This window comes from Demequina sp. TMPB413 (genome assembly GCF_020447105.2).
Lineage (GTDB): Bacteria > Actinomycetota > Actinomycetes > Actinomycetales > Demequinaceae > Demequina.
The window spans coordinates 2,511,462-2,534,758 of sequence record NZ_CP096184.1; the positions used below are offsets into that span (position 1 = coordinate 2,511,462).

At 67.7% G+C, this 23,297-nt stretch carries 21 protein-coding genes; 13 read left to right on the forward strand and 8 right to left on the reverse strand.

Going from position 1 to position 23,297, the window contains the following annotated elements; genetic code table 11:
* Nucleotides 1-108 precede the first annotated feature (108 nt).
* The 3 genes from LGT36_RS12145 to LGT36_RS12155 all read left to right on the forward strand — a co-directional run bounded on the left by LGT36_RS12145 (nt 109) and on the right by LGT36_RS12155 (nt 2,323).
* Entirely contained in the window at nt 109-897 is a 789-nt protein-coding gene (locus LGT36_RS12145) for a carbon-nitrogen hydrolase family protein (RefSeq protein WP_226096444.1), read from the forward strand.
* Nucleotides 898-956: 59 nt separating this feature from the next.
* Nucleotides 957-1,556: a redoxin domain-containing protein gene (locus LGT36_RS12150; protein WP_226096445.1), complete on the forward strand. Its 600-nt coding sequence runs from the start codon at nt 957-959 to the stop codon at nt 1,554-1,556.
* Nucleotides 1,557-1,711: 155 nt separating this feature from the next.
* On the forward strand, nt 1,712-2,323 hold the full coding sequence (locus LGT36_RS12155; protein WP_226096446.1) for a redoxin family protein: 612 nt from the start codon (nt 1,712-1,714) through the stop codon (nt 2,321-2,323).
* Between the two features lie 4 nt (nt 2,324-2,327).
* Here LGT36_RS12155 and LGT36_RS12160 read toward each other — a convergent pair whose 3' ends face one another.
* From LGT36_RS12160 to LGT36_RS12170, 3 genes are all read right to left on the reverse strand, one after another.
* A complete protein-coding gene (locus LGT36_RS12160; RefSeq protein WP_226096447.1) occupies nt 2,328-3,218 on the reverse strand; it encodes a cytochrome c biogenesis CcdA family protein in 891 nt (296 codons plus the stop codon).
* A 142-nt stretch (nt 3,219-3,360) separates the two neighbouring features.
* On the reverse strand, nt 3,361-5,880 hold the full coding sequence (locus tag LGT36_RS12165) for a lysylphosphatidylglycerol synthase transmembrane domain-containing protein (protein WP_226096448.1): 2,520 nt from the start codon (nt 5,878-5,880) through the stop codon (nt 3,361-3,363).
* 70 nt (nt 5,881-5,950) lie between these two features.
* Complete coding sequence (locus tag LGT36_RS12170) at nt 5,951-6,655, reverse strand: MOSC domain-containing protein (RefSeq protein WP_226095437.1); 705 nt, start codon at nt 6,653-6,655, stop codon at nt 5,951-5,953.
* A gap of 325 nt (nt 6,656-6,980) precedes the next feature.
* On the opposite strand from LGT36_RS12170, the gene LGT36_RS12175 reads away from it, so the two are divergent.
* Nucleotides 6,981-7,523: a sigma-70 family RNA polymerase sigma factor gene (locus tag LGT36_RS12175; protein ID WP_226095436.1), complete on the forward strand. Its 543-nt coding sequence runs from the start codon at nt 6,981-6,983 to the stop codon at nt 7,521-7,523.
* Nucleotide 7,524: 1 nt separating this feature from the next.
* Complete coding sequence (locus LGT36_RS12180; protein ID WP_226095435.1) at nt 7,525-8,784, forward strand: hypothetical protein; 1,260 nt, start codon at nt 7,525-7,527, stop codon at nt 8,782-8,784.
* On the opposite strand, the gene LGT36_RS12185 is transcribed toward LGT36_RS12180, so the two are convergent.
* Complete coding sequence (locus LGT36_RS12185) at nt 8,781-9,626, reverse strand: CPBP family intramembrane glutamic endopeptidase (RefSeq protein ID WP_226095434.1); 846 nt, start codon at nt 9,624-9,626, stop codon at nt 8,781-8,783. The genes LGT36_RS12180 and LGT36_RS12185 overlap by 4 nt on opposite strands.
* A 78-nt stretch (nt 9,627-9,704) precedes the next feature.
* Here LGT36_RS12185 and LGT36_RS12190 point away from each other — a divergent pair, with 78 nt between their 5' ends.
* Nucleotides 9,705-10,268 carry an RNA polymerase sigma factor gene (locus LGT36_RS12190; RefSeq protein ID WP_226095433.1) on the forward strand — a complete coding sequence of 188 codons (564 nt, stop codon included), beginning with the start codon at nt 9,705-9,707 and terminating at the stop codon, nt 10,266-10,268.
* Nucleotide 10,269: 1 nt separating this feature from the next.
* The gene (locus tag LGT36_RS12195) at nt 10,270-11,037 is read left to right on the forward strand and encodes a hypothetical protein (RefSeq protein ID WP_226095432.1); all 768 of its coding nucleotides are present in this window, start codon (nt 10,270-10,272) and stop codon (nt 11,035-11,037) included.
* 28 nt (nt 11,038-11,065) lie between these two features.
* On the opposite strand, the gene purB is transcribed toward LGT36_RS12195, so the two are convergent.
* Both purB and LGT36_RS12205 read right to left on the reverse strand, forming a co-directional pair.
* The gene (purB, locus tag LGT36_RS12200) at nt 11,066-12,505 is read right to left on the reverse strand and encodes an adenylosuccinate lyase (protein ID WP_226095431.1); all 1,440 of its coding nucleotides are present in this window, start codon (nt 12,503-12,505) and stop codon (nt 11,066-11,068) included.
* Between the two features lie 51 nt (nt 12,506-12,556).
* Nucleotides 12,557-12,952, reverse strand: coding sequence for a phage holin family protein (locus LGT36_RS12205; RefSeq protein ID WP_226095430.1), 396 nt, complete (start codon nt 12,950-12,952; stop codon nt 12,557-12,559).
* A gap of 36 nt (nt 12,953-12,988) precedes the next feature.
* On the opposite strand from LGT36_RS12205, the gene LGT36_RS12210 reads away from it, so the two are divergent.
* From LGT36_RS12210 to LGT36_RS12235, 6 genes are all read left to right on the forward strand, one after another.
* Complete coding sequence (locus tag LGT36_RS12210) at nt 12,989-14,083, forward strand: histidinol-phosphate transaminase (RefSeq protein WP_226095429.1); 1,095 nt, start codon at nt 12,989-12,991, stop codon at nt 14,081-14,083.
* Nucleotides 14,084-14,167: 84 nt separating this feature from the next.
* On the forward strand, nt 14,168-14,929 hold the full coding sequence (locus tag LGT36_RS12215; RefSeq protein WP_226095428.1) for a hypothetical protein: 762 nt from the start codon (nt 14,168-14,170) through the stop codon (nt 14,927-14,929).
* Between the two features lie 133 nt (nt 14,930-15,062).
* Complete coding sequence (pdhA, locus tag LGT36_RS12220; RefSeq protein WP_226264648.1) at nt 15,063-16,193, forward strand: pyruvate dehydrogenase (acetyl-transferring) E1 component subunit alpha; 1,131 nt, start codon at nt 15,063-15,065, stop codon at nt 16,191-16,193.
* On the forward strand, nt 16,190-17,257 hold the full coding sequence (locus LGT36_RS12225) for an alpha-ketoacid dehydrogenase subunit beta (RefSeq protein ID WP_226097348.1): 1,068 nt from the start codon (nt 16,190-16,192) through the stop codon (nt 17,255-17,257). The genes pdhA and LGT36_RS12225 overlap by 4 nt, the downstream gene beginning before the upstream one ends.
* A gap of 8 nt (nt 17,258-17,265) precedes the next feature.
* A complete protein-coding gene (locus LGT36_RS12230; protein ID WP_226097347.1) occupies nt 17,266-18,789 on the forward strand; it encodes a dihydrolipoamide acetyltransferase family protein in 1,524 nt (507 codons plus the stop codon).
* Between the two features lie 94 nt (nt 18,790-18,883).
* The gene (locus LGT36_RS12235; RefSeq protein ID WP_226097346.1) at nt 18,884-19,867 is read left to right on the forward strand and encodes an IS481 family transposase; all 984 of its coding nucleotides are present in this window, start codon (nt 18,884-18,886) and stop codon (nt 19,865-19,867) included.
* 43 nt (nt 19,868-19,910) lie between these two features.
* Here the strand turns inward: LGT36_RS12235 and LGT36_RS12240 are convergent, their stop codons facing one another.
* The gene (locus tag LGT36_RS12240; protein ID WP_226097345.1) at nt 19,911-21,314 is read right to left on the reverse strand and encodes a UTP--glucose-1-phosphate uridylyltransferase; all 1,404 of its coding nucleotides are present in this window, start codon (nt 21,312-21,314) and stop codon (nt 19,911-19,913) included.
* Between the two features lie 53 nt (nt 21,315-21,367).
* On the reverse strand, nt 21,368-23,167 hold the full coding sequence (locus tag LGT36_RS12245) for an MDR family MFS transporter (RefSeq protein ID WP_226097344.1): 1,800 nt from the start codon (nt 23,165-23,167) through the stop codon (nt 21,368-21,370).
* Nucleotides 23,168-23,297: the final 130 nt, after the last annotated feature.

Consider the following 23,297-nt stretch of genomic DNA (forward strand, 5'->3'; position numbering starts at 1 on the left):
AGGCGCCTGATTTCGACCCTAACACCGGGGCGCGAGCGTTGTCGGGTGTGGGGCGGCTATGGTCGGGATGTCCGCCGCCTCGGCGCGAAGGAACAAAGGAGGCTCCCGATGGTGAACCCGAATGCGCTCCGCATCGGCATGGGCCAAATACTCGTGATCCCTGGTGCTGTGGACGACAACCTGACCCGCGCCGTCCACATGATCGACGAGGCCGCCCGGCAGGGGTGCGCGATCGTCGTGCTGCCAGAGTGCCTCGACGTGGGCTGGACCTCGGCCATGGCGCCTGCGCTCGCTCAGCCGATTCCTGGGCCAGCGGCGGCTCGCTTGGCAGCAGCGGCGGCCGCAGCCGGAGTGATGGTGGTCGCAGGCCTCACGGAGCGCGATGGCGACCACCTCTTCAACGCCGCAGTGCTGATCGGCTCCGACGGCGCCATCCTTGCGAAGCATCGGAAGATCAACGAACTGGACTTCGCACGCAAGGTCTACCACGCGGGGACATTCTTGCAGGTGGTCGAGACGGAGCACGGCGTGATCGGCATCGACATCTGCGCCGACAACGCCTACCCGTCGCTCGCGTTGGGAAGGGCCCTCGCCGCCATGGGAGCACAGATCCTCTTGTCGCCCTGTGCGTGGGCGGTGCCTGCTGACTTCGACAACAGCGTCAGGCCCTACGGCGATGAGTGGGTCACCGCGTACGGCGCTCTCGCGCGCGAAACGGGGATGCCAGTGATCGGCGTCAGCAACGTCGGCCCCGTGGTGGGCGGCGAATGGGACGGCTGGCGTTGCATCGGGGCGTCGCTCGCGGTGGGACGGGACGGCGAAGTGGTCGCCCAGGCGCCCTTCAGCGACCGCGACGAGCAACTCGTGGTGGTCGACATCGCTCTCGATCGCCCATAGCCCGCGGGAGCCCTCGACTTGTAGTCTGAGCGGCACACCCCATGAAGGGAGCGTCAGCCATGACGCCCATGTCCCGCCCCGCTCCGCTCGTCGCCCTCACGTTGGCGGCACTTGCCCTGGTCGCGTGCGGCTCCCCTGCCGACGAGCCCGTCGACGCCACCCTTGATCCGGCGACGCCTGTGGCCGCTGCCGCCTCGCACGACGTCACGCCCACGACCGATGCTGACTGGGCGAACCCCGACGCCCCCGACCTGTTCAAGTTCATGGCGACCGACCTGATCTCGGGAGAGCAGATCGACGGCACCGACCTGCTGTACAAGGACGTGGTGCTGTGGTTCTGGGCACCGTGGTGCCCCATTTGCGACGCGGAGGCTGGCGCCCTGGTGAACGCCATGAAGGAGTTCCCGCCCGACGTGACGGTGTTGGGCATCGCAGGGCTTGGGGACGTTCCCACGTCGGAGACGTTCATCGCCGACCACCCTGGGGTGGAGCAGTTCGCCCACATCTACGACGAGGACGGCTCGATCTGGCAGGGCTTCAAGGTGACCGGCCAACCGACGCTGGTGCTCATCAACCAAGACGGGGAGTCGCAGTCCTACTCGGGCGGCTACGGCAAGAACGACATCGTCGACAAGGTGGCGTGGTTGGCGGAGGGGTAGGTGGACTGCGCCCTTGCGCGGCGTCCCCTCGCGCAGGGGTGCCGTGTGCGGGCCCATCCGGGGCCGCGTTCACTCCGAATGCACGGTGTGCGTTCGTTGACGTACCCGTGTCCCCAGGTGCCCTCCGAGGGCTCCCGTCGAAAGGCAATGTCGAGATGAGTGTTCGCTTCGTTCCCCGCTGGGCGGTTGCCGCAGGCGCCGCCACCGTGCTCCTCAGCAGTTGCGCCACGAGCGAGCCTGACCCTCAGAATGCCTCGGTACCGCCAGCGATGGAGGACGCGGCGACGTCTCCTGACGCCACGCAACACGCGACAGGCGACGACGACGCGATGGTCGGGGAAGCCGACGACGTGGTGGTCAACGACAAGCTCACATTCCAGGCCACGACCGTTTCCGGAGAGGCCTTTGACGGCACCGATCTCGCGGGGACCGACACGATCCTGTGGTTCTGGGCGTCGTGGTGCCCCACGTGTCAGGCTGAAGCGCCGGGCGTCGCCGCGGCGGCGGCACAATTGCCAGAAGGCGTGACGATGTACGGCGTCCCTGGCAAGTCTGACCAAGCCGGCATGGAGAACTTCATCGACTCCTATGACCTTGACGGCATCGAGCACATTGTCGATGGCGATGGGAGCCTGTGGTCAACCTTCGAGGTTCCGTACCAGCCAGCGTTTGCCCTGATCAATGACACCGGCGAGATCACGGTGATCCAGGGCTCGATGGGACGCGACGGCATCCTCGATGCGGCGAACTCCCTGCTGGAGGGTTGAGACCTCAGCGGCTCACAGCGTCGGTGCGACGGGCGTCGCGCCTGGCGATCAAGAACACCGCGACGACGGCGGTAGCGACGAGCGTCACCAGCGTCACCAACACTGGGGTGCCCCAGTCAGCGATTCCGCTGGAGATCGAGCCCTGAATGCGCGAAGAACTGAGCAGCACCTCATCGAGGGCACGCACTCCGTAGCGAGGCAGGATCTCGGCGAGCCCGTACAGGATCACCCAGGCTCCCGCGAGCACCATGATGACACCGCCGGTGCGCAGGATGGCGCCGGTGCGCTTGCGTAGCGCCTTGCCCACGGCCGCCCCCGCAAACGCGGCCCCGAGCGAGACCACCATGACGGACGTGCCCATTCCGGTTCCGTAGATCACGAAGGGTGCCACGGCGCCGACGGGCCCCGACGCGTCGAGTGACTGGGTCACCACTGCGAAGAAGGGGGCGATGGTGCAAGACAGGGAGGCGAGGGCAAAGGAGACGCCGTAGAGCACTTGAGACCACGCGTCGGCCTTGGGTGCGCGACCGGAGAGTGTCCTCACGCGCAAGCCAGGCACCTCGTGACCCAGGGCCATGGCGATGCCGAAGCCGATGAGCACCACGCCCAGCGTCACTGTCACGTAGGGCAGGTACGGCAGCACCGAGCCTTGAAGGGCCACGTTGACCGCCCCGAACAGCAAGCCGAAGCCGGTGAACACCGCGACGAATCCTGCGGTCATCGCCAGGCCAAAGACGACGGCGCGGCGTAGCGCCTGGGCTCGGGTGAGGCGTTCGTCGGCGCTGCCAGTGACAATCACCGTGATGTAGGCGGGAAGCAGCGCGAAGCCGCACGGATTGAAGGCGGCCACGGCCCCGAGGAGGAGGGCAAAAGCGGCGGCGGTCGAGTCGATCATCGTCGTCTCCCTCTCGGTGCTCCGCCGGGGCGCGGCACGCACTGCGTCAGAGCCTATTCTCTGCCGCCGCCCGGACGGATGGGTGGAGCGAGTGGAACGCGCCAAGAGGAGCCGCGCCTATGACGCGCCCGTTGCGAGTCCGCTACAACTCGCCTGTCCGCTGCAGGAACCTCATGGCGAGGTAGCCCAGCGGGATGCGCGCCCAGTAACTGAAGAGGCGGAAGAGCACCACGACGGACGCCGCGATCTCCTTGGGAAGGCCGGCAGAGATGAGCCCGGCGGTGAGCGCACCCTCGACCACGCCTAGGCCGCCAGGAGTGGGCACGATCGCGCCCGCAGCGTTGCCGAGCAAGAACAGGACGGTGACGTCGATGAGGGCGAGGTCTTGGCCGAAGGCGCGAAGAGTCGCGTCGAAAGCGCCGACGTAGGCGATTGTCAGCAGCAGATTGCCACCGAGCCCGAGGGCGAGACGCCATGGCTGGCTCAGCACTTGAGCGAGGCGAGGCCACGTCTGACGGACCAAGGGTCGTAGCCTCCCGAGAGCCCATCCACGCACGCGAGGAACGACCATCGCCAATGCGATCACGGCCGCCGTTCCCACCACGCCGACGAGCACCGAGCTCGAGGGCAGCGCCGCGAGGGTGCCCTCCGAGCCGGTGATGAGCGACAGCGTCACGAGGCCGACCACGGTGACCACCACGGCGCTCACCTGGACGAGCGCGACGGTCGCGACGGCGAGAGGGGCGGACACCTTGCGACGAGTTAGCAGCCGCATGTTGAGTGCGGCGGGGCCAACCCCTGCAGGGGCTGCGAGCGCGAGGTAGGCGGCCGCGACCTGAGCGAGCAGGGCCCTGCTCCACGGAAGCTTGATGGGCGAGAACGCCATGAGGGCGACGGCCGCGCCAAAGAACGTGGCCATCGACCAGCCGAGAGCGACCAACAGCCACCAGGGGTTGGAATCGCTCAACGCACCAAGGACGTCCTCCGTGTTGAACGACGCGAACACCAAGTAGGCGGCGACGATGCCAGCGGCGATCGTGAGCACGGTGCGCAGTCCAAAGCGAGCGATCTTGTCCGGCTCGACGTCGGCATCGGGCAAGCGCTCGACGATCTCTTTTCGTAGCCCGCCAAGGTCCACGTCGGAGGTGCTCAACGCCGCGCGTGTCGAGCGCGGGAGGACGATCGTCTGCAGCATCGGCGCGAACTGCTCCACGCCCTCGTCCCCGAGAGCCCTGAAGGCCGCCGCGACCGCCCGGTCTGCGCCCACGATGGGCGCGAGCATCGCGACGAGCTGCGCCCTGTCGATCCTCTTGGCCAACTCCGAGGTGGCGACCTCGCCCAGTTCCCAACTCGTGAGCCACACCGTCGGGACGTCTACCAACTCGTCGTGACCCACCATGACGGTGTCGGCACTCAGTGAGCGATGCGAAATGCCGACCTTATGTGCCTTCAAGACTTGGTCCCAGACGGCGTCGACGGTCTCGTCGGTGACCTCGGCTGAGTCGAATTGCGACAACGGCCTGGCGGAGAGCGGTCGCTGGTAGATCACGATCATCGTGTCGCGTGCCTGAGACATGCCGAGCACCCTGGCCGTGTGGACGCCGGCTCCTCGAGCGGCGTGAGAGACCAGAGCGGTCGCCTCCGCGGAGTGGCGCAAGGACACATCCGCGCGGGCGTCGATTCCGCGCAGTCTCAGCGAGGACCACAGTTTGGTGAGGAAGCCGGCAGCGTGTTGGTCGGCGTCGAGAGCCACCACGATGAGGTGATGGTTCTCGATCGTGGTGAGGGCATACACCCTGCCATGGCGGGTGCGACCGAGAGCCGTCGAGAGCTCGTCCTGATCCTCATCGGTAGCCTCGCCGTTCGGGTCGGCGCGCACGAGGCGCTTGGGGATGAACCCTGCCCTCTCGATGCCCTCCACGAGCGAGTCGCCGTAAGCGCGGTCGGTGGTCGAGCCCAGTGCGTAGCGCAGCCCAAGGCCAGCAAGGCGCCCGATGAGCACCGTGATGAGCGCGGCGGGCAGGGTGACGATGCCGGAGATGACGGCTACGGCCAGCGCGGCCCACAGGATGTTCCACGAGATGGTGAAGGTGCGCCGAGTGCCTCGCCTGCCGGCGACCGTGAGCAGCGCCGCGACCCCGGCGATGTAGGCGGGGAGGGTGACCTCGGCGTCGTCGCCGAAGCCGACGGACAGCGACCGCACCACCTCGTCGGAACCGACCGCCTGCGCGAGATAGACGGCGCCGACGGTGAGCGCGAAGCCCGCAGCCGAGGACCCGATGGCCTCGAGAATGCGGCGGGGCTCGCGGCGCAAAGCGAGGTCGACCACCACGGCGGCTGGCAGCACGAGCGTGACGATCCCAGAGAAGAGGTTGACGGGCGCGACCAGTAGCCGCTGCAGAACCTTGGAGATGCCCTGAACGTCGTCAGTGATGCCTTCGGTGGTGCCGTGGGCGTAGGCGCCAAGCAGCAGCACCAACACGATTCCCAGCCCGACGCCCAGCAGGCTGATGAGGTCGGCCATGCGGTGGACGCGCGTCTCCGGGTCGTCGACGATGTGCACGGCTCGTGGGGTGGTCTTGGAACGGGACGACGCTGGAGAGGAGGCCGCGGAATCGCTACGGGCGCCGCCCGGCGATGCGGGCGGTACGTCGGCGGCCATGAGGCGAGTCTAGAGTGGGCGGCGGCCTATCGGCACGACGCCGATGGCGGGTCTGCGGACGGGCTGGGGGCTACTGATCGCCGGCCGGTTGCAACGTGACCTCGTCGCCGACGGCGACCGCCCCGCGAGACGCGACATCGCAATAGACGGCGAGGCGAGCGTCTCGCCGCTGACCCAAGGGAACCAGCCACTGCGTCGTGCCCTCGACGCCGTCTTGAGCCAGGTCTACCGTGCGGCACCGCAAGAGCCGGCCCATCGGGTTCAGGAGCACGCCGCCGATTTTGATGGTCGAACCAATCCAGCCCTCTTCTTCGAACGGCTCCGTCGTTTCGACCACGATGTTGACCCGGAGGCGCCGAGGGTCGGCGTCCACGCCCAACTCCCGCGCGCACCACTCAAGAGTTGCCGTGCCCACCAGCGATACCGCGCCGTCGTCAAAGTGAGGAACGTCCGTCTCGTGGGCGACGCGAACCTGGGTGCCGAGGGCCTCGGTGAGGGCGGCGTCGACGGCGGGGTTGCCTGCGTCGCCGATGCGACCGGAGGCGTCGGCGATCACCACGCGCCGGCCCTCGGTGCGGGCTTCAAAAGCGAAGATGCCGTCGTTCCTGGCCATGCGCTTGGTGTTCTTGCCTGACAGGAGCTTGTCATCGGCGTCCCTCACCGCGAAGATCCGGTCGCCTGAGATCCCTCTGGTCACCACGTGCGCGACGGCGAGCGACTCGCCGCCCATCGACTTCACAGGGTATCGGCGCAGAGACACAACGCGGAGGCTCATTGACCCAGACTAGGGGTGCAAACGGGCGGCCCCCGCCCCTGCGTCGCCCTGGCCCTCGCGTCGGCCCCGCCCCCGCGCCGGCCCCGCCCTCGCGTCGGCCCCGCCCCCGCGCCGGCCCCGCCCCCGCGCCGCGCCCGCCACCCCGCCCAAACAGACACTGCGAACCAAACTGGACGACGACACCCCGCGGCCGACGCTCGGGTGGGGCCCGCGTCGGCCTGTCGCGCGCGAGATCGGTTCGCAGTGTCCGGCACGCGGGAGTTGCCCCAACGATTCGCGGCCCTCACCTCGTTCTCAGGGTGACAATGATCCACAAGGGGGTCCGATGGCGCGCTGGGAGCCGATGCTCGAGCAGGTGATGCGCGAACGCGCGCCTCGCCTGTTGGCTTACGCGGCGATGCTCACGGGAGACGACGCCGAGGCTCACGACGTGCTTCAAGACGCCCTGGTGCGAAGCTTCTCGCGCGGGCGGCGATTCGACCACATCAACGCGGCGGAGTCGTATGTGCGGCAGGCGATCGGCAGCGTGGTGATCGATCGCTCCCGCAAGCGCCGGCCGGTGCCGCGCGCGCCAGAGGATCATCCGCACCTGCCAGCGCCCTCCTCCGACCGTGACACCGTCATGGACGTGAGGCGGGCGTTGCGAGAACTAACCCCCCGGGAGCGCACGTGCATCGTGTTGCGTTTCTACGACGACCTGACGGTGCCGCAGATCGCCGCGAGGCTCAATCTGGCGAATGGCACCGTCAAGCGCTACCTGTCCGACGCGTCGGCGCGCTTGGCGGGGATCTTGGGGACCGAGGTCGACTGGGACAGCGGTCAGCAGGTGGTGCGCGTCGTGGTGCATTCAAGTAAGGGAAGGAACTGACATGGATGACTTCAGGGACTTGATGACGGCGCAGATGGACGACGCCGCGGCGAGGTTCGCGGACGAGGACTTCGCGGCGCTCTACGGCGGTGCGGTGGTGAGCAGGGTGCGCCGACGGCGGACGGTGCGCGCGGCGGGCGTGGGCGGAGGGACGATGCTGACGGCGGGAGCGCTCGCGCTCGCCGTGACGCAGTTGCCGGCAAACCGCGCCATGAACCCTGCGAGTGGCGGCCCGTGCGTGACGATCACACCCTCCGTGACGGAGTCGCGCCAGCTTGAGACGCAGGCAGACGGCGGCTCGTGGGTTCTCATGGACAGCAGCACGGGGGAGATCATCGTCTCGGCGGAGTTCCAGGCAGACGGCGCCTGGTTGGTGACGCATGCCTCCGGGCTCACTGAGGTTGCCGAAGTGAGCCCAGCTGGCACCCTCGTGATTGCGATGGACGACGGCGGGGTTGTGACGCTTGCGGTCCCCGCGGACAACGACATTGTCGAGGGCAGCTTCGTGGCACCGCCCGCTGAGGAGGGCGCGACGGGGGAACCCAAGACCGTTACTTCCGGCGACTGCGTCACCGAGAGCCCTTTGCCGACTCCCAGCGCTTTGGAAGAGCGCCCGTCCGCCACGGCGGCGCCAAGCCCGACGGTTGCGGCGCGGGTCGAGGACATCACGAGCCCCTTCCAGTGCGGCTTCGAGTTCCCTGTTCCCGAGTACGCGACGGAGCAACTGTCCATCGCGGTGGAGCCCGTGTCCAACCAAGAGATCGGCGCGGAGCTCAACCGCAGGTTTGGCGCCGGCGCGCCGGCGTCCGAGGTGGAAGCGGGCAATGGCATGTGGGCCACCATCACAGGAATGCCCGGCGGGTCGGGCGCAATCGTCACGGAGACGAGCGTGCTTGATCCCCTCGATCCTGGCCGCACCTACGTCGCTGGCAGGCAGTGGACGGAACGATTCATCGCGGAAGGCGTGTCCGTTGTGGGCACACGTGACGGCACCGTCGTGACGACGGTGGTTCCGGAGGAGTCGGGCCTCACTCCAGGGTTCATCTCCGACCGAGTCCGCGAGGGGGCCGACCTCGAGGCCTTCGTCTTTGACCGCACCGCACTCATAGCGTGCGACGTTGACGTTGACCTCAACGTCGATTCCCTGTCCTACTATCTGGTCGCTGGCTATGCCATTGGCGACGGCTCGACCGTTTCCGAGCCGATCTATGCCTGGCAGGAGGCGCCCGCGCCGGTCTTCGGCGCGGACGTGAAGCCCTAGACGTTCAGCCAATCGAGCAACGACTCGGGCGCGACCTCTGGCCCCACGAAGGCGACCACGTCCATGAGCGAGTGCGCCGCGATCATCGGCAGCAGCCGGCCGGTGCGGTGATAGGCCCAGGCGAACACGAGACCCATCACCACGTTGCCGAGCGCCATGGGCCAGCCTTGGTACAGGTGGTACGCGCCGCGTAGCACCGCCGACGTGATGATGATCGCCGTTACGGACCACTTCAGGTCCTGCAGCCTGGTCATGAGGTAGCCGACCACCAGCACCTCTTCGAGGATTCCCCACGAGGCGGCCGCCATGAGCAGGATGGTGGCGGCCCACCACTGATCGGGGAGCCCGGAGGTGTCGACCCGGACGGTCTGGCCGATCGCGCGACCGAGCGCGTACAAGCCGATCCCCGGTATCCCGATGAGCGCGGCCAAACCGGCACCGAGGGCGAGATCCTTGCCCCAGCGTCGGCCGTTGCCCGCCAAACCGAGGCGCCGCGCCCAGCTGCGCCCGTGCGTGGACAAGAGGTAAAGCGCGAGGAGCACCGGCACGAGCCGGAAGCCAATGGCGAGGATCTGGCGGATCAGGTCGAGGTATTCGATGTCCGAGCGAGAGGGGTTGACCTGGGCAGTCTGGCCGCCAATTGCAACCTCTCGTTGGTAGCGCTCGATCAGGTTGATGATGGCCCACACGGCCGCTTGGCCGAGGCTCAGCGCGAAGACGATGATGATCTCGGCGCGAATGCGGCTAGGCGTCTCGGTGGGGACGGGGCCTGGGTCTTCTATCACGGGGGTGTTGGTCGCGGCTGCTGGGGGCGCGGCGGTCCCGGGCGCGGCATCGTTCATGACGCCCACTGTAATCAGCGCGCGGCGGCAACCCTGCGACGCCACCCAACGATCAGTGCCACCACTCCCGTTGTGTGCGTGACAGGCTTAGCGACGGAGGCGGATGTGGCACGGTGGGAGCCGGTACTCGACCAGGTGATGCGGGAACGCGGCGCCGGTCTGCTCGCCTACGCGCGGCTGCTCACGGGTAGCGAGGCCGAGGCGGAGGACGTGCTGCAGGATGCCCTCGTCCGCTCCTTCTCAAGGGGCCGCGCGTTCACCCACGTCAACGCCGCGGAGGCGTACGTGAGGCGAGCCATCCCTTCCGTGTTCATCGACCGCTTGCGACGTCGGCGCACGCGTGACGGGGCCGACGAACGGCAGGCCCGCTCCACCGGGGAGGCCGTCGAGATGGGGGACCGTGACGCGGTGCTCGACGTCCGCGCGGCGCTCGCGAGCCTGCCCCCACGCGAGCGAGCTTGCACGGTGCTGCGCTTCTACGACGACCTCACGGTGCCGCAGATCGCGACCCAATTGGGGCTCGCCGAGGGAACCGTCAAGCGGTACTTGGCCGACGCGTCGGCGCGGCTGGCCGGGGTGCTCGGAGACCACGACGACGACCGAGTGCCGGTCGTCACCCACTCACGGACGGAAAGGCGCTGACATGGGGAACTCATTTCACGCAGCAATGGACGACCTGGTGGCGGACGACGCGTCGCGCATGTCAGGAGCACGGTTCGCCGATGCGCGGGGCGCGAGCATTGCGCGCAGGGTGCGCACGCGCCGGACGGTGAAGGCGGCAGGCGTCGGCGGGGCGTCCGTGGTGGCCGTTGGCGCGCTCGCGGTGGGAGCCACGCAGGCGCCTTGGCGAGCACTCGACCCGCAGAGCGCCTCCCCTGAGCCCGCGATAGCACTGAGCTCGCCTTTCGAGTGCGGATTCGTCATGGATTCGCCTGTGCACACCAGCCGGAGCGTCGAGGTCAAGGCCTCGGGACTCACCACCGTGAGCGCTGCGGAGGCGGCGACGCAAACAGTCACGGCGCCGGGCCACGGGAGCGTCCCCTTCGTCGAGGCGCGCGGCCTGCACGATCCCGACGAGTACTCTGCGGGGGTCATCGGTGATCCGAGCAGTGCCAGGGGCGGCAGGGGCGACACGGCGATCGGCGTTGGCGTGGTTCTGGTTGAGAGCGGGGTGGTCGTTGGAACGCAAGACGCCAATACGCCATTGGTCCCATATCCCGTGGCACACGGGCTGGTGGACGACGACGGGGTGAGTGTCTACGTTGTCGATCCGGCGTACTTCTCCACGTGTCCCGGGGTCGCTTCCCTCGAAGACGCGGTGATGTACGCGGTGGCGGGCAGTATCACCTTCGGTTTGAAGTCAGAGCCTGCCGCGCTCGCGTATGCCTGGCAGCCGCTGACATCGCCGTAGCGTTCCGCGACCCGGCGAGCGAGTGTGCCTACGCCAAGTATTCGTCCACCAGTTTCTCTGCCAAGCCGACGTACGACGCTGGAGTCAGGGCGATGAGGCGCTCGGCGGCGTCGGCGGGAAGGCCAAGTCCTGCCACAAAGGTGCGCACGTCGTCGGCGTTGATGCGACGGCCGCGCGTGAGGTCGCGCAGAGTCTCGTAGGGGTTGTCCATGCCGGGCACGCCGGCGATCGCGGCGGCGCGCATGGCCGACTGGATGGGCTCGGCGAGCACCTCCCAGTTGGCGTCGAGGTCGGCCTCGAGCGCGGCGGGGTTGACGTCCAGGCCGGCGAGTCCGCGGCGCACGTTGTCGATCGCGAGCAGCGAGTGTCCGAACGCGACGCCGATGTTGCGCTGGCTGGTCGAGTCGGTAAGGTCGCGCTGCATGCGGCTGGTGACCAGGGTGGCGCCCAGGGTGTCGAGCAAGGCGGCGGAGATCTCGAGGTTGGCCTCGGCGTTCTCGAAGCGGATGGGGTTGACCTTGTGCGGCATCGCGCTGGACCCGATCGTCCCCTGGCCGCGCACTTGCGCGAAGAAGCCCAGCGAGATGTAGGTCCACACATCCGTGGCCAGGTTGTGCAGGATGCGGCCAAAGCGGGCGACGTCTGCGTACAACTCCGCCTGCCAGTCGTGCGACTCGATCTGCGTGGTCAGCGGGTTCCACGCGAGGCCCAGCCCCTCGACAAAGGTGCGAGACACTTCGACCCAGTCGGTACCGGGCACTGCGGCCGCGTGGGCCCCGAACGTCCCTGTCGCGCCGTTGATCTTGCCCAGGTACTCGGCGCCCTCGACGCGACGTAGCTGGCGCGTCAAGCGGTGGGCGACGACTGCGAGCTCCTTGCCCAACGTCGTCGGCGTGGCCGGTTGGCCGTGGGTGCGGGCGAGCATCGGCTGGGACTTGGCGGCACGAGCCATCTCCGCCAACTCGCCCACCAGGCCCTGCGCGGCGGGCAGCCACACGTCGCGCACTGCGCCCTGAATCATCAGCGCATACGACAGGTTGTTGATGTCCTCCGACGTACACGCGAAGTGGACCAGCTCGCGTAGCGGCTCCAGCGAAGTGCCCGCGATGCGCGCCTTGATCACATACTCGATCGCCTTGACGTCGTGCACCGTCTCGCGCTCAAACGTGGCGTGCTCGGCGATGGTTGTGGCGTCGAAGTCTGCGGGGATGCCGCGCAGCAGCTCAGTCTCGGTCGCGGTGAGCGCGCGCACCCCCGGCACCGCGCCCACCTCGCACAGGTGAATGAACCACTCGACCTCGACGTGCAGGCGCATGCGGTTAAGCGCCGGCTCTGACAGGTAGTCGACCAGCCCGGCGACGGCGCCGCGGTAGCGGCCGTCGAGCGGGCCGAGCGCGATGGCCGGCTCCAGGCCCGCGAGGGACACCGTAGGGATCAGCGGATGGGCGGCAGCATTCGGCGAGGTCACGGCGTCATTGTTTCACGGGAAACACTCCGCGCCAGGGAGTGGCGGCTCGCGCTAGTCCTTCTTCTTGGCGCCGGGGATGATCGCCTCGAGCAGGCTGCTGACCAGCGCGATCACGACGGCGGCGAACAGGGTCTTCCAGAAGCCGCCCACCGTCAGCGTCGCGAAGTCGATCTTGTCCGTGATCCACGACGTCAGCCACAGCATGAACCACGCGATCACGAACGAGAACAGCCCAAGCGTGAGGATCTGCACAGGGAACGTCAGCACCTTGATGAGCGGCTTCAGGATCGCGTTGAGCAACACCAACACCACGCCGATGCTGAGGAAGACCAGCGGCCGATGCCACCAGTCTCCGTTCTCGCCACCGGTCACGGCAATGTCGAGAGGCAGTTCGGTGGCCACCCACACGGCCACTGCGGCAATCGCTGACTTGATCACAAATCTCATGCATCGATTCTGGCACGGCGCTGGCATGCTTGGACAATGGTGCTACCAGAACCTTTACCCAACGTTTCCTCGTTGCCGCGCTACGTGCCCGGCGCTCGCGGCTCCGCTTCGGGCCCCGCGCCCATCAAGCTCTCCTCCAACGAGAACGCGCTGGCGCCGTTGCCTTCCGTCGCGCAGGCCATCGCCACCGCTGGCGGCTCGGTCAACCGCTACCCCGACATGTTCGCTGGGGAGTTGGTGAACGCGCTCGCGGAGCGTCAGGGCGTGGCACCGGAAAACGTCATCGTGGGTGCCGGCTCGGTGGCGGTGCTCGCGCACCTGCTCCAGGCCTACGCCGGGCCAGGCCGCGAGGTCGTCTATGCATGGCGCAGTTTCGAGGCCTATCCCATTCTCACGGCGCTTACCGGAGCGACCCCCGTGACCGCGCCCCTCGCGCCGGACGGACGGCACGACCTCGACGCGATGGCCGCGCTCATCACGGATGACACGGCAGCGGTGATGGTTTGCTCTCCCAATAACCCGACCGGGCCCGCGGTCACGGCCGACGAGTTTGCCGCGTTCGTCGACAAGGTTCCGCCGTCCGTCCTTGTCGTTCTTGATGAGGCGTATGTGGAGTTCGTGACGGACGCTTCCGCCGTGGACGGCAACCGCTACATCGGCGACGACGCGTGGAAGGCCCATCCCAACGTCGTCGTGCTGCGCACCATGTCAAAGGCCTACGGCCTGGCCGGCCTGCGCGTCGGCTTCGCCTTTGGCCTGTCCGATGTGCTCGCTCCTGTGCGTGCGTGCGTGACGCCGTTCTCGGTCTCCTCGGTAGCGCAAACGGCGGCTCTCGCCTCGCTCGCGGCACAGGACGAGTTGTTGGCGCGCGTGGAGGGCATCGTTGCCGAGCGGGAGCGCGTGGTCGCGGCCCTTGCCGCCGACGGCTGGTCGGTGCCCGACGCTCAAGGCAACTTTGTGTGGATTGGAGCCCGGGAACGCACCGGTGAACTGGTCGCGCACCTCGGCTCCCAGAGCCCGGCGATCTTGGTGCGACCCTTCGCTGACGAGGGGGTTCGCATCACGATCGGGGACCCAGAAGAGAACGACGCCGTGATCGCTGGACTCGCGGGCTTGGGCTGGCGCGTGTAGAAACGAGGTAGGTGCAGGTGGCGTCCCCGCTGCCAGTGCCCGACGGAAGTCGTCACGACTGACGCCCCAAGGAAAGGACCGATCATGCTTAGCTCTGTCAGGGTTTTGGCCCCAGAAGACAGCGAGGAGGTGGGCACCAGGGTCGCTGATTTCCTTGAGACGGCAGGGTGGACCGCCCTCATCGTGTCCATCGCGGTGCTCGTTCTCACGCTCATCGTGGGCGTTGCCATCGCCAAGAAGGCCGGCTACTCGGGATGGTGGGGAGCGCTCGCCGTACTCGTGCCCGGCCTGGGGTTCATCCTGTTCCTGTTGTTCGGCATGTTGAAGTGGCCGGCGCTCAAGGAGCGTGACGAGGCGATCGGCGTGATCGAGGCGAACGACCTCATGTTGCCCAGCAGGGAGCGCGCCGCCATCAAGGAGGCCGAGCGACGCAAGCAGATCGAAGAAGAAGCCAGGCGTCGCATGGACCAGGCGCGGCTGGATCGGGAGAAGGCCGAGGCGGAGAGCGCGAGGTATCGCAGGGTTCAGGCCGACAAGAACGCGACCGCAGCGGTCACTCCCGGCGCGGCGACGGCTGGTCCGCTTGCTGCGGCACCCGCAACTCCTGCCCAGAAGCAGCTTGCCGATCCCCCTGCCCCCAAGCCGGGCGACGGCCCTGCGGCCCCGCCGCCGGCCAAGGGCACTGAAGGCGCTGCCGACGCTCCTGCCGCCAAGCCTGCCGATGGCGCTGCCGACGCTAGTGCCAACAAGCCCGCCGACGCCGACTCGCGGAAGCCGCGCAGCACAGCGACCAAGAAGCCCGCAGCGAAGGCCCCTCCGGGTCAGGGGCCAACAGAGGACAAGTAGGCCTGGGCGGCCGCTCCCGTGGGTCGATCACTTGCCAACCTACGGAACCGTAGCCTACGCTTGCGTAGGTTACCGAGCGGTGCCTCCGCGCGGGACCACTGACCCACATCGTTGAGACCGCAAAGGGGTGCGCATGGCAGGCATCGGGCCGCTGTCAGAAGAGGGACTCGTCCGCCTCCTTGACCACAAGGGCGAGCGAGTCGAGGATTCGAGGTTTGGTCCCTACGCCGCCGACATCACGGCCGACGACTTGCGCGGCTTCTGGCGCGACATGATGCTCACGCGAGCCTTCGACAACGAGTCGACCAGCTTGCAACGCCAGGGCGAACTGGGCCTCTGGGTCGCCTCGCTCGGCCAGGAGGCCGCCCAGATCGGCTCCGCGAGCGTGTTGCGCGATCCCGACTACGTGTTCCCCAGCTACCGCGAGCACGGCGTCGCCTTGAAGCGCGGTATCGACCTGCCCGAGATCCTGCGGACCTTCCGCGGCCACCAGCACGGAGCGTGGGACCCGGCGGCACACAACTTCCACCTCTACACCCTGGTGATCGGCGCGCACTCGCTGCACGCCGTCGGCTACGCGCAAGCCATGGACTGGGACGGGCTGGTCGGCTCCGGCAAGCCCGAGTCCGACGGGGCCGTGATCTGCTACTTCGGAGACGGCGCGACCAGCCAGGGCGACGTCAACGAGGCGCTCATCTTCGCCTCGGTGAACAACGCGCCCATCGTGTTCTTTGTGCAGAACAATCAGTTCGCCATTTCCGAGTCCACCACGCGCCAGTCCAAGGTGCCGCTCGCTCAGCGGGCCGACGGCGTGGGCATGGAGAACGTGAGGGTCGACGGCAACGACGTCATCGCCGTGCACGCCGTGACGGCGTGGGCCATGGAGCACGCTCGCTCTGGTGCCGGCCCTGTCATGATCGAGGCCCTCACCTACCGCATGGGCGCACACACCACGTCTGACGACCCCACCAAGTACCGCACCAGGGCCGACGAGGACTACTGGCGCGAGCGCGACCCGATCGCCAGACTCGAGGCTCACCTGAACGCCCTCGGCGAGTTGCCTGAGGAGTTCGTGGAAGCCGTCGCGGCCGAGTGCAAGGAGATGGGCAAGCGCACGCGCGAGGCCGTCCGCTCGTGGCCCAAGCCCCCCAAGCACCTGATCTTTGAGCACGTCTACGCGGAGCCCCACGCTCGCGTCGAGGCGGAGCGCACCTGGTTCGAGAACTACGAGGCGACGTTCGCCGACGCGGAGGTGGCCCGATGACCGCAACGTTGCCTTCACAGGACCAGGCCGCCTCGGAGGCGCCCACGACGGTGCGCACTCTCACCCTCGCAGGCGCCATCAACGCGGGATTGCGTGCCGCCATGGATCGCGACCCCAAGGTCGTGCTGATGGGCGAGGACATCGGCGCGCTCGGCGGAGTGTTCCGCGTGACGGACGGATTGCACAAGGACTTCGGTGAGCGCAGGGTGATTGATACCCCGCTAGCCGAGTCTGGCATCGTCGGCACCGCGATCGGCATGTCGATGCGCGGCTACCGTCCGGTGGTGGAGATTCAGTTCGACGGCTTCATCTTCCCCGCCTACGACCAGATCACCACGTCGCTCGCCAAACTGCACTACCGCTCTCAAGGCCGCGTCTCGGTGCCCGTCGTCATCCGCGTGCCCTACGCCGGAGGCATCGGCGCGATCGAGCACCACTCGGAAAGCCCAGAGGCCCTGTTCGCGCACACGCCAGGCCTCCGCATCATCACTCCAGCCACGCCTCAAGACGGCTTCGACATGATCCAGCAGGCGATCGCGTCGCCGGACCCGGTGATGTTCTTCGAGCCCAAGGCCAGGTATTGGGACAAGGGCGAGGTGGACACCGCACGCGTGGCCGGCCAGTTGGGCGCCGACGCTGGCGCTTCTGCGGGCACAGCGGAGATGAGCAGTGCCCGCATCGCGAGCCCTGGCACCGACGTGACGCTGCTCGCATACGGGCCGACGGTGCGGCTGGCTTTGCAGGCTGCCGCCGTCGCGGCGAAGGACGGCATTTCGGTGGAGGTCATCGACCTGCGGTCCATCTCGCCGATCGACTTTGACACCGTGATCGCCTCGGTCAAGCGCACCGGGCGTGCAGTGGTGGTGCACGAGGCGCCCGTGGCCTTCGGCACCGGCGCCGAGATCGCGGCCCGCATCAACGAGCTCGCCTTCTTCCGGCTCGAGGCACCCGTGCTGCGCGTGGGCGGCTTCCACACCCCGTACCCTGGCTCCACCCACGAGCACGACTACCTTCCCTCACTCGACCGAGTGCTCGACGCAGTCGACGCCGTGATGGCCCACTAGGAGTTCCGATGCCCAAGTTCCAGAGTTTCCCGTTGCCAGACGCGGGCGAGGGTCTTACCGAGGCCGACGTGGTGACGTGGCGCGTCGCCGTGGGCGACCGGGTGGAGATCAACCAGCCACTGGTCGAGATCGAGACTGCGAAGTCCCTGGTCGAGCTGCCGTGTCCTGTTGATGGGATCGTCACTGAACTGGTGGCGAGCGAGGGCGATACCGTCGAGGTGGGCTCGCCCATCTGCATCTTCGACATCGACCCCGACGGTCCGCCGGCGCCCGAGGGTGAGGCCCCCGCAGTCGCCGACCCGCCGCCTTTCGCGGACCACGCCGACGCCGCCCCCACCGCCCCCACCGCCCCCTCGAACCCCGCCGCCCCCTCGGACACTCCGAACCAAACCCGGGCCGACGCGCCGACCGGAACCGGCGTCGGCGAGGCTTCTCCCGGCGTGTCAGGCGCCAATCCGGTTCGTACTGTCGGGCAGGGTGGCGGGGCAACGGCCGACGCTGGGGGCACACAGAACGAGGGCTCGGGCGCCGTGCTTGTGGGTTACGGCGTCAAGGCCGACGCGGTGCACCGCCGCCCCCGCAACGTCGAGGTGGTGGAGCAGATCGGCGGCGTAGGCGACACCGACTACCCCGTGCTTGCGAAGCCGCCGGTGCGCAAGCTCGCCAAGGAGTTGGGCGTCGACCTCACCACGATCACTCCGTCCGGCCCAGGAGGGCTCGTGACGCGGGGGGACGTCGAGCAGAAGGTCAAGGCCACTGCGGCGCAGAGGCTCGCCACCTACGCGAACGACGATCAGCCGTGGCTCGAGACCGGCTACTCGAACGACGACGGCCGCTCGACGCGCGTTCCCGTGAAGTCCGTGCGCAAGCGCACGGCCGAGGCGATGGTGCAGTCCGCCTTCACCGCGCCGCACGTGACGGAGTTCCTCACCGTTGACGTGACCGAGACCATGAACCTGGTGGCCAAGCTCAAGGCGGACAAGGACTTCGCCGACGTGCGGGTCACCCCCCTGTTGTTGGTCGCCAAGGCGCTGTTGCTCGCGGTGCGTCGCCACCCCGAGGTCAATGCCTCGTGGGACGACGAGCGTCAAGAGATCGTCTACAAGCACTACGTCAACCTCGGCATCGCCGCGTCGACGCCCCGCGGCCTCGTCGTGCCCAACATCAAGGACGCCCACCGGCTGCCCCTGCACGCGCTCGCGACCGAGTTGCAGCACCTCACGGCCGAGGCACGCAGCGGCAGGGTCCCGCCCGCTCGCATGGCCGATGGCACCATCACCATCACCAACGTGGGAGCGCTCGGCATCGACACAGGAACCCCGATCCTTAACCCCGGTGAGTCGGCGATTCTCGCGTTTGGCGCGATCCGCCAACAGCCGTGGGTTCACGAGGGCGAGATCCAGATTCGCTGGGTCACTCAACTCGCGCTCAGCTTTGACCACCGCTTGGTGGACGGCGAACTGGGCGCGCGGTTGCTGTACGACGTGGGCCGCGTGATGAACGACCCGGCTCACGGGTTGGTCTGGGCCTAGCTGTACTGACCCGGATCGTTGTTGACGTAGGAGAGACCTCCGGGGTCGAGTTGGAGCTGTCTAGTTCTTCAGCTCGATTCCACGGAGGTCTCTCATGTCCCACGCTAATGCCCGCCTGACTCCGGCCGGCAGACTCGTCATGGTCCAGCGCATCCAAACTGGTCGCGCAGTCGCCCATGTTGCAGCCGAGATGGGCATCTCACGCACGACCGCGTGGCGGTGGTGGCGTCGGTTTCGCGAACTTGGCCCGGCGGGCATGGTCGACAGATCGAGTTGCGCCCGCTCGCACCCATCCCGCACGAGTGCGTGCATCGAGACACGGGTGCGGATCATGCGTCACCTGACCCGACGCGGCCCGGTGTTCATCGCAGGCAAACTTGGGATGCACGCCTCAACCGTTGGTCGCGTCCTTCACCGTCACACAGTGCCGTTGCTTCGGGACATCGACCCGGTCACCGGGACGGTGATCCGTGCCGTCCGCCGCTCCGCGCGGCGTTACGAACACGACCATCCGGGCTCCCTGATCCATATCGACGTGAAGAAACTCGGACGCATCCCAGACGGCGGTGGATGGAGGTCGGACCCGACACAGAGCCCCGCTGTTCATCGAACGTCCCATCACCAAGTCGGCTACGACTACATCCACACCGTGATCGACGACCACTCCCGCGTCGCCTACGCCGAGATCCACGACGACGAGAAAGGCACCACCGCAGCAGGTGTCCTCGAACGCGCGATCGCGTTCTACGCCACGCTCGGCGTCAACATCGAACGCGTCATCAGCGACAACGCGTTCGCCTACCGACACTCCACCGCATTCCACGCCGTGATCGCCGCGCACGGCATCACCCAAAAGTTCATCAAGCCCCACTGCCCCTGGACCAACGGGAAAGTCGAACGCCTGAACCGGACCCTCGCAACCGAATGGGCTTACGCCCAGCCCTGGACATCGAACACCGACCGCGCGTCCTCCTTGCAACCATGGCTCGACCACTACAACCTAGACAGAGCCCACCTCGGCATCGGCGGAGCCTCACCCATCGACCGAATCAACAACGGTCGAGGTCAGTACACCTAGCCCACACCGCGGCGTCGGCCGTCGCCTGGGCTGGCGAGGGGGCTCAGCCCTCCATCACCACGCCGTCGAGCAAGGCGCCGTCTGGCACCGCATTGCGCTGCCCGTCGCTGTCCTGCAACACCACGGTCCCGCGCACAATGACGCCCTTGCCGAACGTCCAGTCGCCCTTGACGGTCAGCGACGATGCCTCGCGTAGTGACGGCGCCCCGTGCGGGAAGCGGGCGTCAAAGTCGGCCATCGTCTTGTAGAAAGCGGGGTCGAGGTCCACGAGGGGCGCCCGGCGCACCGCTAGTCGCAGGGCCCCGTCGTCCTCGAGCTCGTAGGCGTCGGAGCGCAGCACCAGCAGATCGTTGGTGGTCTTGACGGGCAGGAACCTGTCGCGGCCCACCACGATCGCGGTGGCGCCCTCGAACACCTCGATCGCGGCACCCATCGCCGTCTCGATCTGGAAGACCTGCGGCGACGCCTTATCCGTCGGGTCCACGTTCTTGGTGTTGCGGATGAGCGGCAGGCCGAGCACGGCGCCCCTCTCGGTGAGCGCGGTATTCAACTTCTGCAGGTCCCACCACAGGTTGTTGGTGTGGAAGAACGGGTGGTGGTGTTCGTCGGTGAAGAAGTGCATCTCGTCTTCGGCCGTCTGCGCGGTGTCGCGCAGGATCAACTGACCGTCGGCCTTGCGCACCGCGAGGTGGCCGCCCTTGCGGTCTGCGGCCGTGCGCTCGCACAGTTCTGCGGCGTAGGGCGCGCCTGACGCAGCGAACCAGCCGGCGATGCGCGCGTCGGGGACGGCGCCGAGGTTGTCGGAGTTGGACACTGAGGCGTAGCGGAAGCCCGCCTCAAGCAGGGCATCGAGCACGCCAGACGCAAGAATCGCCGTGTAGATGTCGCCGTGGCCGGGAGGGCACCACTCAAGGTCAGGGTCGGCTGGCCACTCGACGGGTGTGAGACCGTCCACGAGCAACTTGGGCTCCTTGTTCTGCACGAAGTCGAGCGGCAAGTCGTCAAGTTGAAGGCCTGGGTGCGCAGCAAGCGCCGCGAGAGAGTCGTCGCGAGTGCGGAACGAGTTCATCAGCACGAGCGGCAACTGAGCGCCGGTGGCAGCTCTGGCCTTCTGCACCTGCCCGACGATGACGTCCAGGAAGCTCTGCTCGTTGCGCACGGGCAGGAGCGACTTGGCCCGGTCCATCCCCATCGAGGTGCCGAGACCGCCGTTGAGTTTGATGACCGCGGTCTTCGCCAGGGCGGCCTTGCCCGCCTCCTCGTCGACGGCGACATTCGCGAGGTGCGTGGGGTCGGTGAGCGGCTCGATGGTGTCCTCGAGGATCAGGCCGGTGGCCCCCGCCTCAAGTTCGCCGTAATAGTGACTGAAGACGTCGATCGCGGCCTGGTTCACGCCCGCCGCGCGCATCTTGTTCTGGGCAGCTGTCAATCCGGGTGCATCGCTCATACTCCGAGACTAGAGAAGAGACCCGCCTTCGCGCGATTCTTCGCGACAGCCGGTTACGCCTCCGGTCGGCCCGACGCGTCGGCTGGTTCGGTAGCGTCCCCGTCCCGAGCGTCGGCCGTGGCGTCCTCGCGACCCTCACCATCAACGTCGGCGCGACCCTCGCCTTCAACGTCGGCGCCGCGACCGCCGGCGGCCTTGGCCGCCTCCTCGTCCCGCATCGTCTCCAGGCCGGACTTCTCCTGCAGCGGCACGTGAGGAATGAACAGCGCGAACAGCAGCCCGCCGATGGCAATGAAGCCGGACATCAGCAGCACTCGGGTGATCGCGTCGGCGAAGCCCTCTCGGATGGGGGCCGCGAGTACGGGGTCGGCGTCCTGAAGGAACGACGTGTCGTCGAGCGACAGGCCAGCGTCCTCGCCTGCGTCAAGAGTGCCTGCTTGAAGCGTCGCGATGATGGCGGCATTGGTGGGGTTCTCGGCCGTGGCGGGATCCGCGATCACCTCCTGGAACTGCGCGGTCTGGGACGCGGCGGAGAGTTCGTCGCCAATGTCGGACGCGACGGTGCCGAACATGACGGAGAGGAACACGGCCGTGCCGAGCGAGCCGCCGATCTGCCTGAAGAACATCACGGAGGCGGAACCGGTGCCCATGTCGCGTGGCTGCACCGCGTTCTGCACGGCGAGCATGTTCGGCTGCATCACGCCGCCGAGGCCGAGTCCGAACAGGGCGGCGCCGACGAACAGGTGCCACAGCGGGCTGTCGGCCGAGAGCGTGGACAGGTCAATGCAGGCGATGACCAGCAAGGAGGTGCCGATGATGGGGAAGATGCGGTAGCGGCCGGTCTGGTGGATAACCCGCGCGGAGATGCCGGCCATCATCATGATGCCGATCGTCATGGGAAGCATCGCGAGGCCAGAGGCTGTGGGCGACATGCCCTTGGAAATCTGCGTGTAGAGCGGGAGTCCCGCCATGCCGCCGAACATCGCGAAGCCCATGATGAAGTTGAGGCCGGTCGAGACAGAGACGGTGCGGTTCCTGAAGATGCGCGGCGGGAGAAGGGCGTCGTCGCCAGCGACCAGTTCGGCGCGCACAAAGCCGACGATGCCGGCGAGGGCGAGGCCGATCAGCGTGAGTACGAGCGGGGACGTCCAACCCCAGTCCCTGCCCTGCTCGACCACCAGCAGCATGGGCACGAGCGCGATCACCAGCGTGGCGACGCCCCACCAGTCGATGCGCACCCGCTTGTGGGTGGCTGGCAGGTGGAGCACGCGCAGAATGACCATCAGTGCGACCGCGCCGAGCGGCACGTTCATGAGGAAGATCCAGCGCCAACCGGCGAAGCCGAGCAGCTGGTCGGCATCGGCAAAGAACCCGCCGAGCACAGGCCCAAGCACTGAGGCGACGCCCCACACTACAAAGAAGAACGCCTGGTACTTGGTGCGCTCGCGGGGCGAGAGCATGTCGCCAAGAATGATGAGCGCGAGGGCCATGAGGCCGCCGGCGCCAAGACCCTGAACGCCACGGTAGGCGGCGAGTTCGTACATCGAGGTGGCGGTGCCGCACAGCAGCGAGCCCAGCACGAAGGCGCTCAGCGAGAACACGTACAGCGGCTTGCGGCCGAAGATGTCCGAGAGCTTGCCGTACAGCGGGGTGGAGATGGTGGCCGCGATCATGTAGGCCGTGGTGACCCACGCCTGGAGGGTGAGGCCGTTGAGGTCGTCGCCGATGGTGCGGATGGCGGTCGCGACGATCATCTGGTCGAGCGCTGCCAGGAACATGCCCACCATGAGGCCGCCGACGATGAGGTTGATCTGGCGGCGACTCAACAGCGGTGCTGGGGCGTTCGTGGTCACACTGGTTCCTTTCAGGCGCCTGCTGACGATGCGGCGGGGACTGCCGCGGCCGTGCGGCGGGGTTGGCACGGGGCGGGGTTCGCTCGCGGCGTGCAACGGAGGCAGTCTACGCTCCGTGTGACGCGCCCCG

What these genes read in the sequence shown, in the direction of transcription:
- LGT36_RS12145 (WP_226096444.1), top strand. Translation starts at nt 109, where the DNA reads ATGGTGAACCCGAATGCGCTCCGCATCGGCATGGGCCAAATACTCGTG.
- LGT36_RS12150 (WP_226096445.1), top strand. Translation starts at nt 957, where the DNA reads ATGACGCCCATGTCCCGCCCCGCTCCGCTCGTCGCCCTCACGTTGGCG.
- LGT36_RS12155 (WP_226096446.1), top strand. Translation starts at nt 1,712, where the DNA reads ATGAGTGTTCGCTTCGTTCCCCGCTGGGCGGTTGCCGCAGGCGCCGCC.
- LGT36_RS12160 (WP_226096447.1), bottom strand. Translation starts at nt 3,218, where the DNA reads ATGATCGACTCGACCGCCGCCGCTTTTGCCCTCCTCCTCGGGGCCGTG.
- LGT36_RS12165 (WP_226096448.1), bottom strand. Translation starts at nt 5,880, where the DNA reads ATGGCCGCCGACGTACCGCCCGCATCGCCGGGCGGCGCCCGTAGCGAT.
- LGT36_RS12170 (WP_226095437.1), bottom strand. Translation starts at nt 6,655, where the DNA reads ATGAGCCTCCGCGTTGTGTCTCTGCGCCGATACCCTGTGAAGTCGATG.
- LGT36_RS12175 (WP_226095436.1), top strand. Translation starts at nt 6,981, where the DNA reads ATGGCGCGCTGGGAGCCGATGCTCGAGCAGGTGATGCGCGAACGCGCG.
- LGT36_RS12180 (WP_226095435.1), top strand. Translation starts at nt 7,525, where the DNA reads ATGGATGACTTCAGGGACTTGATGACGGCGCAGATGGACGACGCCGCG.
- LGT36_RS12185 (WP_226095434.1), bottom strand. Translation starts at nt 9,626, where the DNA reads ATGAACGATGCCGCGCCCGGGACCGCCGCGCCCCCAGCAGCCGCGACC.
- LGT36_RS12195 (WP_226095432.1), top strand. Translation starts at nt 10,270, where the DNA reads ATGGGGAACTCATTTCACGCAGCAATGGACGACCTGGTGGCGGACGAC.
- LGT36_RS12205 (WP_226095430.1), bottom strand. Translation starts at nt 12,952, where the DNA reads ATGAGATTTGTGATCAAGTCAGCGATTGCCGCAGTGGCCGTGTGGGTG.
- LGT36_RS12210 (WP_226095429.1), top strand. Translation starts at nt 12,989, where the DNA reads ATGGTGCTACCAGAACCTTTACCCAACGTTTCCTCGTTGCCGCGCTAC.
- LGT36_RS12215 (WP_226095428.1), top strand. Translation starts at nt 14,168, where the DNA reads ATGCTTAGCTCTGTCAGGGTTTTGGCCCCAGAAGACAGCGAGGAGGTG.
- pdhA (WP_226264648.1), top strand. Translation starts at nt 15,063, where the DNA reads ATGGCAGGCATCGGGCCGCTGTCAGAAGAGGGACTCGTCCGCCTCCTT.
- LGT36_RS12225 (WP_226097348.1), top strand. Translation starts at nt 16,190, where the DNA reads ATGACCGCAACGTTGCCTTCACAGGACCAGGCCGCCTCGGAGGCGCCC.
- LGT36_RS12230 (WP_226097347.1), top strand. Translation starts at nt 17,266, where the DNA reads ATGCCCAAGTTCCAGAGTTTCCCGTTGCCAGACGCGGGCGAGGGTCTT.
- LGT36_RS12235 (WP_226097346.1), top strand. Translation starts at nt 18,884, where the DNA reads ATGTCCCACGCTAATGCCCGCCTGACTCCGGCCGGCAGACTCGTCATG.
- LGT36_RS12240 (WP_226097345.1), bottom strand. Translation starts at nt 21,314, where the DNA reads ATGAGCGATGCACCCGGATTGACAGCTGCCCAGAACAAGATGCGCGCG.